Consider the following 14,046-nt stretch of genomic DNA (forward strand, 5'->3'; position numbering starts at 1 on the left):
ACAGAGGTTCCACACGCCTCGCAGAGGTTGCATGGTCTGCGAGGCGTGCGGAGGGTCTGCGAAGCCCGGTGCCGGAGTGGTCAGGCGAAAGCTGGGGAGCGCCGGGCCAGTTCGATGACCGCTAGAGGAAGAGGTCGGTGGTGAGCTCGGCGTCGCCGGGGACCACACGGTATTTGTCGAGGTCGGTGATGCCGTGCGCGGCGAGCACCTCGTCATCGATGAAGAAATTGCCGGTGGTCTTCTCGGCGGGGGAGGTGAGCACCAGGTAGGCGGAGTCGGCGTAGATGTCGGGGGTGCGCGAGGTGGCGACCATCTGCTCGCCGCCGAGCAGGTTGCGCACCGCGGCGGTGGCGATGGTGGTGCGCGGCCATAGCGAGTTCACCCCGATGCCGTCGCCCTTCAACTCTTCCGCCAGACCGAGCGTGGTGAGCGACATGCCGTACTTGGCGATGGTGTAGCCCAGCGATGCGCCGGCCCACTTCGGGTCCAGGTTCAGCGGCGGGGAGAGGGTGAGGATGTGCGGGTTGCGCCCGGCCTTCGCCGATTCGCGCAGGTGCGGCAGGCTCAGCTTGGACAGCAGGAAGCTGCCGCGGCAGTTGATGTCCTGCATCAGGTCGTACTTCTTCATCGACAGCGCGTCGGTATTGGACAGGTCGATCGCCGAGGCGTTGTTCACGACGATGTCGATGCCGCCGAAGCGTTCCACGGTCAGGCGCACCGCCTCGGCCACCGACTCGTCGACCCGCACGTCGCCGACGAACGGCAGCACCTGACCGCCCGCCTCCTCGAGTTCCGCGGCCGCGGTGTGGATCGTGCCGGGGAGCTTGGGATGCGGCTGATCGGTCTTGGCGATCAACGTGATGTTGGCGCCGTCGGCCGCGGCGCGCTTGGCGATCTCGAGACCGATGCCGCGGCTGCCGCCCGACATGATCATCGTCTTGCCCGCCAGCGGCTTCGAACCCGGTTCCGTCATGGCCTGCTCCTGTCGTCGTGCCGCGGATCGCGGCTGCCACGCCTTGCAGGCTAAGCGTAACCCCGCGCCCTATGCACCTAGTTGCATAGGGCGCGGGTGGTCGCACCGATGTGGCCGAGCGCCTACCGGAGGCGATGCGCTGGCTCGACCGTCAGCGCTTCGAGCCCCGCTCCCGATACATCCGGCGCTGCTCCTTCCTGATGCCGCGCCAGGCGCGATCGCGCTCGGCTTGCAACCGCTTGTCGACCCGGGCCGCCATCCAGGCGTTCTCCTTGGCGAGCTTGCGATAGCTGTCGAAGCGGCGCTGGGAGAGCGCCCCCGTCTCGAGGGCATCGCGCACCGCGCACCCGGGTTCGCTCTCGTGCGAGCAGTCATCGAAACGGCATGCGGCGGCGAGGGATTCGATATCGCTGAAGGTCTTCTCCAGCCCTTCGGCGGCATCCAACAGGCCGACGCCGCGCAGACCGGGAGTGTCGATGAGGGTTCCGCCGTTCGGCAGCGGGCGCAGCTCCCGGTGCACGGTGGTGTGCCTGCCCTTCTTGTCCACCGCGCGAACGGCGTTGGTGGCGAACACTTCCGCGCCGAGCAGCGCGTTGGCCAGCGTCGACTTGCCCGCACCGGAGGGGCCGATCAGCGCGACCGTCCCGTCCAGCACGGCGGTGAGCACATCGATGCCGTACCCGCTCGCCGCGCTGACCGCGAGCACCGTGGCGCCCGGCGCGACGGCCTGTACTGCCTCGATCGGAACATCCTCCGCCGCATCGGCTTTGGTGAGCGCGACGACCGGTTGCGCGTTGCTTTCCCAGGCCAGGGTGAGCAGTCGTTCGATCCGGCCGAGGTCGACGTCGCCATCTGCGGCCGCGCAGACCAGCACGGTGTCCACATTGGCCGCGAGCACTTGGCCCTCGGACCGCCGCGACGCCGTCGAACGCACGATCGCGGAGCGGCGCGGCAGCAGCGCGCGCACGTTGCGCCGCGCGTCGAGGCTCACCCAGTCGCCGGTGCACAAGCCGCTCGGCTCGGCATCCGAACGCGGGCACTTCGCGCGCGCCCAACCTTCTGGCGTCGCGACATCACATTCGCTGCGATCCATCCGGATCACCCGCGCGGGCACGCACCCGTCGTCGATGAGTGCGGCGTATTCGTTGGCTACGGCTTCCGTCCAGCCGTAAGGGATGAGCAGGTCGTAGTCGACCATGATGGGAAGAATCCATTCGTCGGGCGCCGAACCCGACCTGGGTTCAGCGAGAGGAAACAGAGGTGGAGTGCGGTGCGGCAACGCGCTTCAGCGCGGCGCACACGGGCACGACAACCCGAACGTTCGTCGTCACGATCTCCACCTCCTCACTTCCGTCTCGAACCTCGAATCTCCCAAAACCCTGCCAGACCCCTCACCACCCCCGCAACCGATTTATCGCCCACCCCAAAGGAACCCCGTCCCCCCGACCCCCTACTTCTCCGGCTTCCCGAACTGCTCGTTCCGCCCGAGCGACCGCAAATGGAACCACTCCTTCAACCCCGCGGGATCGCGGCGGGTGACGAGGAAGAACCAGGAGAAGCGAATCCACTCCTGCGGCAACAGTTTGCGCATACCGGGCTGGGCCATCAGATAGCCGCGGTTGCGGTAGGTGAAGTAGCGCTTCACCGGATCGTCGGGGTACTGGGTGTGCATCCGGCCGCCCAGGATCGGCTTGAATTCGGCGGCGCCGTTGGGATGCAGATAGGCGGTCTGCAGGCAGGTGCCGAAGGGCAGGCCCGAGCGGACCAGCCTGCGGTGCACCTCCACCTCGTCGCCGCGCACGAACAGGCGTAGGTCGGGCACGCCGATCAGGTCGACCGCCGCCGCGGAGATGAGCGCGCCGTTGAACAGCGACGCGATGCCGGGCAGGAAGTCCTCGTCGCCGAGTTCGGAACGCAGCCGCCGCCAAACCACGCCGCGGCGCAGCGGGAAGGCCAGGCGGTCCGGGTCGTCGATATCGCAGACCACCGGGGAGACCTCGGCGAGCCCGTGCCGCTTCGCGCAGTCGAGCAGGGTGGCCAGCACCTCGGCGCCCTCGGGTCGTCCGTCGTCGTCGGCCAGCCACACCCAGTCCGCGCCCTGGGTCAGCGCGTGCAGGATGCCGAGCGCGAAACCGCCCGCGCCGCCGAGGTTGTGGGCGGAGCCGAGGTAGGTGGTCTCGATCGGCTGCTGCTCGACCAGTTCGGCGACCTCGGGCTCGTTGCCGTTGTCCACCACGATGAGGTGATCGACCGGCCGCGACTGGGAGGTGACGACCTTCAGCGATTCGGCGAGCAGCTCACGGCGCTTGTGGGTGACCACGACGGCGATGATGCGTGCGCCCGGACCGGTGTCGCTCGGCGTGTACACCCGCTCCGGTTCGGTCGAGTCGACCGGGGTCTGCGCCCCAGCGGTGATCGGGGCGTCCTGCCCGGTCGGCTCGTTCATGCGTTGTTTCGCTCCAGTTCTCGTGCGCTGTCCTCGGACTTTTCGGTCGCCGCCCGCTCCGCTGCCATTTCCTTCAGCACGGTCGCGACGTGGTTTCCGGCGTCCGGACCCTCGTACGCGCGCACCACCTCTTCGATGCCGCCGCGCAACCGGATCTGTCCGTGATCGATCCACAGTGCGGAATCGCAGAGCTGAGCGAGGAATTCATTGGAATGGCTGGCGAACACCAGAATGCCAGAACGCGCGACGAGTTCCTGTAAACGCAGCCGTGCCTTCTTCATGAATTCCGCGTCGACCGCGCCGATGCCCTCGTCGAGCAGCAGGATTTCCGGGTCGATGGAGGTGACGACGCCCATCGCCAGCCGCACCCGCATACCGGTCGAATAGGTGCGCAACGGCATCTGCAGGTATTCGCCGAGCTCGGTGAACTCGGCGATCTCGTCGATCTTGGCGAGCATCTGCTTACGGGTCTGGCCGAGGAACAGCCCGCGAATGATGATGTTCTCGTAGCCGGAGATCTCGGGGTCCATGCCGACGCCGAGGTCGAATACCGGCGCCACCCGCCCGCGAATGCGCGCGCTGCCGCGGGACGGTTCATAGATTCCCGAAAGCAGGCGCAGCAGCGTGGATTTGCCCGCGCCGTTGTGGCCGACCAGGCCGACCCGGTCGCCTTCCTTCAGTGACATCGTGATGTCGCGCAACGCTTCGACCACGACCACATCGGATTGGTTGCGCCCGATCGCGCCGCCCGCCTTGCCGAGGAACGCCTTTTTCAGAGACCGCGACTTGGCGTCGAAGATCGGGAACTCGACCCACGCCTGACGGGTTTCGATACTCACACGGCTCATCGCTGCGGCTCCTATACCCAGTACGGTACGCGCGAACGGTACTGCTTCATGGCCAACGCCGCGACGATCCAGCCCACCACCGTGATCGTGCCGACGATCACCCAGTGCCGCAGTTCCTGTGGTTCACCGAGCAGGGGAGCGCGCACGATTTCCAGATAGTGGAAGGTCGGGATGATCTCCACCAGCCTGGCTCGGTCGCTTGCCCCGCCGATCTGGTCTTCCAGGGTTTTTGTCGTCCACATCACCGGCGTCAGCACGAAAAGCATCAGCGTGGTGCTGCTGAGAATCGGCGCGATATCCCGGTACCGGGTGCTGAAGATGCCGAACACGATCGACACCCACATGGAATTGAGGAAGATCAGGCCGATCGCCGGTATCGCAAGCAGGCTCGACCAGCGCAGGTTCTCCCATATCCCGAACGCCGCCAGCAGCACCAGGTAGATGACCATGTTGTGGGCGAAGAACAGCAGTTGCCGCCACACCAGCCGATACACGTGCACGCTCAGCGCGGAGGGAAGCTGTTTGATCAGGCCCTCATTGGCGATGAACACCTCCGAGCCATCGAGAATGCTCGCCTGGATCACGTTCCAGACGATCAACCCGACGGTCACGTAGGGCAGGTATTCGCGCAGCGGCTGATCGAGCAGCGTCGCGTAGAGAATGCCCATCGCCGCGGCCTGCACGCCGGTCGCGATGGTGATCCAGAACGGGCCGAGCACCGAGCGCCGGTAGCGCTGTTTGATGTCCTGCCAGCCCAGCGACAGCCATAGCTCGCGCTGGCCGAAGCCGTCGCGCATGTCCTTGACCGCGCGCCCGAAGGTCTGCGAGTCCGAGACGAGCGGCGTCATCGCCTCGGTCTCGCTCGGCTGCTCCGGCGCGGTGCTCTCAGCACTCACCGGACGCTCTTCGGTGGTCGAGGGACTGTCGGAACGCAAGCTGTCATCTGAACGCACTGGGCTCTCTTCAGGACGCGCCGTACTCTCATCGGAGTCGGGGCGAGCGGCAGCGGCGGGCACGGTGCTCGACCCTACCCTTGCATCCTCACATCGGGTCCGCTGGTACACGCCGGACCGGGGAAATTCGTCACCAGCCAAGCGGGGTTACAGGTACTGGCCGGAACCGCCCGTCGCGTGGTCGCCGCGGCCGCCGCGCGGGTCCATCGCGTGCAGGCCGGGCGGCAGCGCGCCCTGGCGCATTTGCTCGAGCTGCGCGCGAGCGGCCATCTGCTGGGCGAACAGCGCGGTCTGGATGCCGTGGAACAGGCCCTCCAGCCAGCCGACCAGCTGGGCTTGGGCGATACGCAGCTCGGCGTCGGATGGCACGGCGTCGTCGGTGAACGGCAAGGTCAGACGCTCGAGTTCGTCGCGAAGCTCCGGGGCCAAGCCCTGCTCGAGCTCGCGCACCGAGGACTTGTGGATCTCCCTGAGCCGAGTGCGGCTCGCGTCGTCGAGCGGAGCCGCGCGCACCTCCTCGAGCAGCTGCTTGATCATGGTGCCGATGCGCATGACCTTGGCAGGCTGCTCCACCATGTCGGCGAGCGACTCGCCGGCGTCCTCGCGGTCGGTCGCGTCGTCGGCCTTCTCGTCGCCGTCGGTGACCACCTGTCCGGTCAGCGGGGTGCCCGCGTCGGCCGGGATGATCAGCGGCCGCCCGTCGGGTCCGACCACGACGATGGAATCGGGTGACTCATCCGAGTGCGTCATGTTCCCTATCATGTCGCGTCGTCGCCGGACGCGCTAAACGGGCACGTCCGGGTGGAGGTGGCCAGGCCGGTGCCGCGGCCGGACGGCGCCGACTATTCTGTTCGGGTCCGTGTGGTTCGGATTTGCTGAAAGTCGGTTGCCATGCTGATTCCCGGGTCGCTGCGTCGCCGCGCATCGGCGCCCAGTCCTGAACGGTCCGGTTCCGAGCGACTGAGCACGGAGCGGTCCCGCCCCCGTCGGTCCTGCCTCGCGCCGCCCCGCCCTCACCGGCGGAGCCCCGGGCGAAACCCCAGGTCCGGGTCGGTGCCGAGCCGGCCGCGTCCGTTCGTCGTCCGGTCCGCGCCGCGTGCCGTGCCGACGCCTTCGCGAGCAGGCCAGGAGGGGAAGGCGGTTACGCAGGCTTGCCCGCTGCCCTTAGAGTGGCCAGCATGACTTACGACGTCGCGAGGGTTCGGGGCCTGATACCGTCCCTGGGCGACGGCTGGATCCATCTCGATCCGCAGGCGGGCATGCTTGTCCCGGATTCGGTATCTCGTGCCGTGTCAACGGGTTTCCGCACGTCGTCGTTCTCACACATCGGCCGCAACGGCGCAGCGGTGCGCAGCGCGGCCATTCTGGACGCCGCCCGCGAGGCCGTCGCCGATCTGGTCGGCGGTGATCCGGCGGGCGTCGTGCTCGGCCCCGACCGGGCGGTGTTGCTGGCCTGGCTCGCGGAATCGCTGAGCTCCCGGCTCGGTCTCGGCACCGGGATCGTGCTGTCCCGCCTGGACGACGAGGCCAACGTCGCGCCGTGGCTGCGGATCGCCAACCGCTACGGCGCGCACGTGCGCTGGGCCGAGGTCGAGATCGAGACCTGCGAGATGCCGTCCTGGCAGTTCGAGGAGCTGATCGGGCCGACAGCCCGACTGGTGGCATTGACCGCGGCTTCCCCCATCGTCGGCTCCGCGCCCGCCGTGCGGGTGGCCGCCGACCGGGTGCACGAGGTGGGCGGTCTGCTGGTCGCCGACGCGTTCGGCGCCGCGCCCTACGCGCTCATCGATATCGACGAGCTCAACGCCGATGTGGTCGCGCTGAGCGCACCCGCGTGGGGCGGACCGCAGATCGGCGCGCTGGTGTTCCGTGATCCCGCGTTCCTGGACCGGATCCCCTCGATGTCGTTGAACCCCTACGCGAAGGGCGCCGAACGACTCGAGGTCGGCGGCCACCAGTACGCGCTGCTGGCCGGGCTCACCACATCCATCGACTTCCTCGCCGGCCTGGACGAGCGGGCCAGCGGCACCCGCCGCGAGCGGCTGGAAATCTCCATCACCTCGCTGCAGGACTACCACGACCAGCTCTTCGAGCACCTGATGGACACCCTGGACAAGATCTCCGGCCTGACCGTGATCGGCCGCGCCTCGACGCGGATCCCGACCGTCAGCTTCACCATGGCGGGCATGCAGGCGGAGAAGATCGCCGCCAAGCTGGCCGACGCCCGCATCGGCACGCTCAGCGGCGTGCACGGCGGGAGCAGGTTGCTCGACGCGCTCGGCGTCAACGACGAAGGCGGCGCCGTGACCGTCGGACTCGCGCCCTACACAACCAGATTCGAGATCGACCAGCTCGGCCGCGCGCTCGCCGCTCTGGAGTGAGCCGGGTCTCGAGACCGCACCCGGCTCTCGAGACGCGTCGGCTCGCCGCGTTCGGTTCACTCAGCTCGGATCGCTCAGTTCATTTCGCGTCTTCGCGCACCCGCAGCACGACCTTGCCGAAGGTGTCGGCGCCATCCAGCATCCGGTGCGCCTCGGCGGCCTCGGCGATCGGCAGCTCGGCGTGGATCACCGGAACGATGGTGCCGTCGGCGATCAGCGGCCAGACGTGCCTGCGTACATCGGCGATGATCTCGGCCTTGCTTCCCGTGCCGGTGGCGGGGCGGTTGCGCACGTTCGTCGCGTGCACCGAACCCCACTTCGACAGCAGCGCACCGAGGTTCAGCTCGGCTTGCACGCCGCCCTGCATGCCGATCACCACCAGGTGGCCGTGCTTGGCCAGCGCCTCGACGTTGCGGGACAGATAGGCGGCGCCCATGTTGTCGAGGATGATGTCGGCGCCGGGTCCGTTCGCACCGGACCGCTCGGCGCGCACGGCGGCGACGAAATCGTCCTCGCGATAGTTGATCAGCACGCTCGCGCCGAGTTCGGCGCAGCGCGCCAGCTTCTCGGCCGAGCCCGCGGTGACCGCCACCCGCGCGCCCTTGTGCACCGCGAGCTGGATGGCGTGCGTGCCGATGCCGCTGCCACCGCCGTGGATCAGCACCAGCTGGCCCGCGTGCAGACCGGCCGTCATCACCAGGTTCGACCACACCGTGGCCGCCACCTCCGGAAGAGCCGCCGCCGCAGCGAGATCCAGGCCCTCCGGCACCGGGAGCACCTGGCCCGTAGGAACGACCACCCGCTCGGCGTAGCCGCCGCCCGACAGCAGCGCGCACACCCGGTCGCCGACCCGCCAGTCCCGCACGCCCTCGCCGACCTCGGCGATGACGCCCGAGCACTCCAGACCGATGATCTCGCTCGCGCCCGCGGGCGGTGCGTAGAAACCTTGGCGCTGGAGCAGGTCCGCGCGGTTCACCCCCGCGGCCACCACATCGATCAACACCTCGCCGTGGCCCGGCGCGGGATCAGGGGCCTCGCCCCACGTGAGCACCTCGGGCCCGCCGAATTCTTTCAGCTCGATCGCACGCATCACCCCATAGTGCCCCGCCGTTCACCGTGCCAGCCGCGCGACCCGCTCGCCGCGGATCCGCTCGATCGGGGCTCGCGGCAGATTCGCCCGATCGGCGCAGGCCGCGGATGCGCTCGGTCGGCGAACGCCGCTTATTCGCTCAGCGTCCTGCGGGAACGGACACAACGGACTAGCCTTCCCCGCGTGAGCAGCTTCATCGACTTCCAAAACGAGATCTACCTGGGCGGATTGGGCGGTATCGTGCCCGAGCTGCCCATGACGGCCGCGGGTTTGGAACAGCGCGCCAAGGAAGTCCTCGGGCCTGCCGAATACGCCTACGTCGCAGGCAGCGCGTCGGCGGAGCGCACCGCGGCGGCCAACCGCGCCGCCTTCGACAAGTACCGGATCATCCCCCGCATGCTGCGCGGCACCACCGGGCCTGGCACGCGCGATCTCTCGGTGGAGGTGCTCGGCACCCGGCTGGCCGCACCGGTGCTGACCGCGCCGATCGGCGTGCTCGAGCTGATGCACGCGGGCGGCGAGGTGATCGTCGCCGAGGTCACCAAGGAACTGGGGATCGGGTCGGTGCTGTCCACCGCGGCCTCGTCCACCATCGAGGAGGTCGGCGCGGCCGCGGGCGAATGGTGGTATCAGCTCTATTGGCCCAACGATCCGGAGCTGGCGCGTTCGTTCGTGCAGCGGGCCGAGCGCGCGGGAGCCAAGGCCATCGTGGTCACGATCGACACCCCGACCCTCGGCTGGCGGCCGCAGGATCTCCAGCTGGCGCACCTGCCGTTCCTGCACGGCAAAGGCATCGCCAACTATCTGTCCGACCCGGTGTTCCGTGCGAAGCTGCCGACGCCGCCCGAGGAGAGCGAGGACGCCATGCGGGTCGCGATCCTCACCTGGGTCGGGCTCTTCGGCAACCACAACCTCCGCCCCGCCGACCTCGCCCACCTGCGCGAATGGACCGACCTGCCGATCGCGGTCAAGGGCGTGCTGCACCCGGACGACGCCCGTCTCGTGGTGGACGCGGGCGCCGACGCGGTGGTGGTCAGCAACCACGGCGGCCGCCAGGTGGACGGGTCCATCGCGGCGCTCGACGCGCTGCCCGCGATCGTCGCGTCCGTCGGCGACCGCGCCGACGTGCTGTTCGACTCCGGCGTGCGCAGCGGCTCCGACGTGCTCATCGCCTTGGCGCTCGGCGCCAAGGCGGTGCTGTACGGGCGGCCGTACGCCTACGGTCTCGGCATCGCGGGCCGCGACGGCGCCAGGCACGCGCTGCGGTTGCTGCTCGCCGATCTGGACTCGGTGCTCGGGCTGTCCGGATGCGCGAGGCCTGCCGATCTGAACCGCGGCATGATCGCCGCCGTCCGCTGAACAGAATCGGGGTTTGCCCAGTTCAGGGCTGTTTAGAATAGGGCGGTGGATCCCGAACCAAGCGGTCGCATGCCCGAGCCTCGCTGGCTGAGTCCGACGCAGCAGCGCGCGTGGCGCGCCTACATGGACGGACATCAGCGGCTGATGACGGCGCTGAACCGGCAGTTGCAGCGCGACAGCGATCTCAGCCTCGCCGACTACCGAATCCTGGTGCTGCTGTCCGAGGCGCCGGGCCGCTCGCTGCGCATGAGCGAACTCGCCGACGGTGTGCTCTCCTCCCGCAGCAGGCTCACCCACCAGATCCGGCGGATGGAGGCGCAGGACATGGTGCGCCGGAACACCTGCGAAGAAGACGGCCGCGGCGTCGTCGCCGAACTCACGGACGAGGGCATGCGCCGCCTCGAAGCCGCCGCCCCAGGCCACGTCGAAGCCGTCCGCAACGACTTCATCGACCTGCTCGTTCCCGAACACCTCGCTGTGATCGGTGAGGTGTTCGCCCGCGTCGACAAGATAATCGGCGAGCGAGCCGACTGAACCGTCCGTTAGGATCGTGGGCCTGGAGACGTGGCAGAGCGGCCGAATGCACTCGCCTTGAAAGCGAGCGTCGCGAGAGCGACCGGGGGTTCAAATCCCTCCGTCTCCGCTCCGCTCATGGGTGGCTCATGCTCATGGAGGGCATGAGCCGGGTTCGCTTCGCAATGTTTTGTGGGGGTGCGACCCCCACACCCCGCCCGGCGGGCTCCGCCCCCGGACCCCCGCCTGTGGTCGGGCCGATCATGGGACTTTCGTCCGAATCAGCCACAACCACTTCGAGGACGCACCCTAGTGCCGTGTGCCATGATTGCGCGGTGAGTTTCGGAGGGGGACCGCGCAGCGGTGCAGCGGAATATCTTGGGGCCGAGGGGGATCCGTGGTTCCCGTCGCCGCGTCGGCTCCGCAGTATTGTTGCCAACATCGCCGACCTGATGTTGATACTCGTGGCGGCCGCCGGCGTTATTTGGCTGCTGATCACTGTGTACAGCCTCGGCTCAAATGTCGTGATGTTCGGTGGATACCCCTTCATCCTGTTCCTGGTGTTCGCTCAGTACTTCCTGCTTCCGAGCATCATCGGGGCCAGCATCGGCCAGTTGATTTGCGGGCTGACCATCGTTCGGTGCAGTGACGCGGCCCGCCCGCGCATCCGCGACATCGCCCGCGCCATCGTGCGTCACCCGACCATCCCCTTCCGGATCCGCGGCATACACACCCTCGCGCCCCATCTCGTAGTCGTCCGGGGACGCGACCTCATTGCCTACCGCGCCGATCTCGCGATGCACCACGACACGCACGCGACCCAGCAATCCAGCGCGCCGGAATATCATGGCGCCGACGGGGATCCGCGCTATCCATCCCCGCGCGATCTACGCAAAGCGAGCTCCAGCGTCGTGGACTTCGTCCTGATCATGGTCATAACTCCCGCTGCGGGCGGAGCGGTGGCACTTCTCATCGATGCCGACCCTGAGCTCGCCGCGGCATTCTTCTTCTGGGCCCTCATGCCCATCCAAATGGTGGCGCTCCCCGTATGGATCGGATCCACCCTCGGCCAACTCGTGTGCGGCCTGGCCCAGATCCGCGGCAGTGACGGAATGCGCCCAAAGTTCCGAGACTCGATCGGCATGGGCGATAGTCTCCCCGCCGGTATCCGCTCACGCGGCGACCTCTACGTGACTTTCACCGGGCTTGTGGTGGTTCGCCGCCGCGACCTCACCGGCGCTGCGAGCCCCCAACTCGAACCCGTGGTCCACGCAAAGCATTGAGCAGACACCAACTTCCCGTTGGGGCTCGGAGGAAGGCTTGTCGGGTACGCGGACTCACGGCAGCTGGACCCGGGCGGGTGATCGGGTCTGTGCGGCAGCTTCGTTCGCGTCCCACAAGGTGGCCGCGGCGGGGACGATCATCCGGTGCAGCACCGCGGTTCCAGCGAGGAGCAGGACGGCGACGATGGCGTCGAGCCAGTAGTGGTTGCCGGTGCCGATCACGATGACGATGGTGAGCGTGGGGTGGGCGAGGGCGATCCAGCGCCAGCGGGTGCGGGTCGCGGCGACCACGGCGACAGCGAGCAGCAGCGCCCAGCCGACGTGTAGCGAGGGCATGGCCGCGAACTGGTTCGACATTCCTTCGGAATCTGCGGGGCCGTAGACGGATTGACCGTGCAGGGCGGCCACATCGACGAAACCGCGGTCCGGCAGCATGCGCGGCGGTGCGAGCGGCAACAGCACGTGCAGCAGCAGGCCGGCGCCGGTCAGGCCGACCATGAGGTTACGCGTCATGCGGTAGTGCCGGGGACGGAACACCCAGAGCCATACGATCACCGCGACGGCGACGGTGAAATGCGCGGTCGCGTAATAGAAATTGGCCGGGACGGCAAGAAAGTCCCAGTGCAGGAACGGTTCCTGTACGGCGGTCTCGGCGAGGAATCCCAGCCGGTGTTCGACATCGAGCAGTGCGTGTGCGTTGCCGAAGGCGCGCTCGGTGTCGTCGGCGGTGATCATCCGACCGGCGCGATAGCCGAGATACAGCACCGTGATCAGGGCCAGCTGTCGAAGCGCCTCGCCGCCGCGGCCGTGCACGGCCGCCCGCAGACGTTCGACCACTCCGGTGGCCGGAAGGCCGAATTCCAGAGGCGGACCGGGAAATCCGACAGCCACCATCGCCCGCGGCCTCCTTCGCCATTGAACAGATCCGCCGAAACGTTTAACCGGAGGTGCATTCTCCGTTTACCGTAACAGCATCTGCTCGTCGGCAAGCCCGTGTGTGACCCGAGAGACAGCCCGGGCCGACACGACGCCCAAGGGAAGGGCCTGCGGGGCAAGCGAAGCGAACGGGACTCAGCGCCGGACGAAGTTGGGTCGGATTTCGTCGTCCGGCGGGTCGAAGTAGCGGTGGAAACTCGGAGTCAGGCCCGCGGAGATCGGCGGGTTGATCCAGCTCCAATCGGTGGGGCAGGCGCGGCCTGCGGCCTTCTCCTTCTCCGCGTGATCGCAGAACTGTTTCGCCACGGTGTGGTGGTCGACGATGTGCACGCCCGACTTCCGATAGCTGTGCAGGACAGCGCGATTCAGCTCGATCGAGGCCTGGTCACGCCAGAGGGTGCGTGGATGCGAGGTGTCCAAGCCCATCATGTCGGCGATCAACGGGAGCATGTTGTATCGGTTGGTGTCGCTGAGATTGCGCGCGCCGATCTCGGTGCCCACGTACCAGCCGTTGAACGGCGCGAACGGATAGGTGACGCCACCGATCTCCAGATTCATAGCGGAAACCGCGGGCACCGCATGCCATTTCAGGCCGAGCTTGGCGAACCAGTCGAACTCGGGATGCTCGATCTCCACCTCCCGTGCCAGCTCGCGCGGCACGTCGAACCACCTGATCGGCTCGTCGGGCGTGCTGATCAGCACCGGAAGAAGGTCGAAAGGCGTGCCTGCGCCGCGCCAGCCGAGCTTCCTGGCGAACTCGGTGATCGCGACATTGGCCGCGTCGCCGGTGACCGTCCCGTCGCCGTTGCGATACCCCGCGTAGCGCAGCAATTGTGGGCTGACGATGCGGTATTCGCGCCCGTCGGCCTGGCGCGGCGGGCCGACGGTGATCATGGACTGCACCGCGCCGCCGTTGGTCGCCATGTGCAGGTGCTGCCAGCACACCTCGGCCAGGTCGCGCGCCGAGCGGACCCGCCGCGCGTCGAGCAGTTTGAGTGAGCGCCAATGCTTTCGGCCGACGCAGCGGGAATGGTTGCGCCAGGCCAGGCGTGCGCCGATCAGGATCTCCTCGGCGGTCTGCCCGTAGGCGCCGGTCTGGCGCAGCTGGTCCAGCGCGTCGCGGCGGCGCTGGGCGTTCAGGTGGGCGAGTTCGGGTTGTCGGAAGAAGTCGTCGCACTCGCGCAGGCGGCGTGCCAGCCTCGGGTCGAAAGGCTGGTTGTCGGAGGCGGTTTCGAGCGGTGGAACGGGCAACACGTGGTTCACG

General features: G+C 68.1%; 13 protein-coding genes and 1 tRNA gene. 5 read left to right on the forward strand and 9 right to left on the reverse strand.

Going from position 1 to position 14,046, the window contains the following annotated elements; translation table 11 throughout:
- Positions 1-121: 121 nt before the first annotated feature.
- From AB0H50_RS09665 to AB0H50_RS09690, 6 genes are all read right to left on the reverse strand, one after another.
- Positions 122-973, reverse strand: a complete 852-nt coding sequence (locus AB0H50_RS09665; RefSeq protein ID WP_357448991.1) for an NAD(P)-dependent oxidoreductase — start codon at positions 971-973, stop codon at positions 122-124.
- 151 nt (positions 974-1,124) lie between these two features.
- Positions 1,125-2,171 (reverse strand): ribosome small subunit-dependent GTPase A, encoded by a 1,047-nt coding sequence (gene rsgA / locus AB0H50_RS09670; RefSeq protein WP_357448993.1) that lies wholly within the window; start codon positions 2,169-2,171, stop codon positions 1,125-1,127.
- A gap of 252 nt (positions 2,172-2,423) precedes the next feature.
- A complete protein-coding gene (locus AB0H50_RS09675; protein ID WP_357448994.1) occupies positions 2,424-3,419 on the reverse strand; it encodes a glycosyltransferase family 2 protein in 996 nt (331 codons plus the stop codon).
- Positions 3,416-4,267, reverse strand: a complete 852-nt coding sequence (locus AB0H50_RS09680; protein WP_357448996.1) for an ABC transporter ATP-binding protein — start codon at positions 4,265-4,267, stop codon at positions 3,416-3,418. The genes AB0H50_RS09675 and AB0H50_RS09680 overlap by 4 nt, the downstream gene beginning before the upstream one ends.
- Positions 4,268-4,278: 11 nt before the next feature.
- Positions 4,279-5,115, reverse strand: a complete 837-nt coding sequence (locus AB0H50_RS09685; RefSeq protein ID WP_357449413.1) for an ABC transporter permease — start codon at positions 5,113-5,115, stop codon at positions 4,279-4,281.
- Between the two features lie 252 nt (positions 5,116-5,367).
- On the reverse strand, positions 5,368-5,970 hold the full coding sequence (locus AB0H50_RS09690; protein WP_357448998.1) for a bacterial proteasome activator family protein: 603 nt from the start codon (positions 5,968-5,970) through the stop codon (positions 5,368-5,370).
- Between the two features lie 428 nt (positions 5,971-6,398).
- Here AB0H50_RS09690 and AB0H50_RS09695 point away from each other — a divergent pair, with 428 nt between their 5' ends.
- Complete coding sequence (locus AB0H50_RS09695; RefSeq protein WP_357449000.1) at positions 6,399-7,601, forward strand: cysteine desulfurase-like protein; 1,203 nt, start codon at positions 6,399-6,401, stop codon at positions 7,599-7,601.
- 79 nt (positions 7,602-7,680) lie between these two features.
- Here the strand turns inward: AB0H50_RS09695 and AB0H50_RS09700 are convergent, their stop codons facing one another.
- On the reverse strand, positions 7,681-8,691 hold the full coding sequence (locus AB0H50_RS09700) for an NAD(P)H-quinone oxidoreductase (RefSeq protein ID WP_357449002.1): 1,011 nt from the start codon (positions 8,689-8,691) through the stop codon (positions 7,681-7,683).
- A gap of 183 nt (positions 8,692-8,874) precedes the next feature.
- Between AB0H50_RS09700 and AB0H50_RS09705 the strand changes: the two genes are divergently transcribed.
- The 4 genes from AB0H50_RS09705 (at position 8,875) to AB0H50_RS09720 (ending at position 11,846) form a co-directional block, all read left to right on the forward strand.
- Positions 8,875-10,050: an alpha-hydroxy-acid oxidizing protein gene (locus AB0H50_RS09705; RefSeq protein WP_357449004.1), complete on the forward strand. Its 1,176-nt coding sequence runs from the start codon at positions 8,875-8,877 to the stop codon at positions 10,048-10,050.
- A 69-nt stretch (positions 10,051-10,119) separates the two neighbouring features.
- Entirely contained in the window at positions 10,120-10,584 is a 465-nt protein-coding gene (locus AB0H50_RS09710; RefSeq protein WP_357449415.1) for a MarR family transcriptional regulator, read from the forward strand.
- A gap of 24 nt (positions 10,585-10,608) precedes the next feature.
- A tRNA-Ser gene (locus tag AB0H50_RS09715) sits at positions 10,609-10,693 on the forward strand.
- Between the two features lie 205 nt (positions 10,694-10,898).
- Positions 10,899-11,846 (forward strand): hypothetical protein, encoded by a 948-nt coding sequence (locus tag AB0H50_RS09720; protein WP_357449006.1) that lies wholly within the window; start codon positions 10,899-10,901, stop codon positions 11,844-11,846.
- Between the two features lie 54 nt (positions 11,847-11,900).
- On the opposite strand, the gene AB0H50_RS09725 is transcribed toward AB0H50_RS09720, so the two are convergent.
- Both AB0H50_RS09725 and AB0H50_RS09730 read right to left on the reverse strand, forming a co-directional pair.
- Entirely contained in the window at positions 11,901-12,740 is an 840-nt protein-coding gene (locus AB0H50_RS09725) for a phosphatase PAP2 family protein (protein ID WP_357449008.1), read from the reverse strand.
- Between the two features lie 177 nt (positions 12,741-12,917).
- Positions 12,918-14,036 (reverse strand): nitric oxide synthase oxygenase, encoded by a 1,119-nt coding sequence (locus AB0H50_RS09730; RefSeq protein WP_357449010.1) that lies wholly within the window; start codon positions 14,034-14,036, stop codon positions 12,918-12,920.
- Positions 14,037-14,046 lie beyond the last annotated feature (10 nt).

Origin of the sequence: Nocardia sp. NPDC050793 (genome assembly GCF_040654065.1) — a bacterium.
GTDB lineage: Bacteria > Actinomycetota > Actinomycetes > Mycobacteriales > Mycobacteriaceae > Nocardia.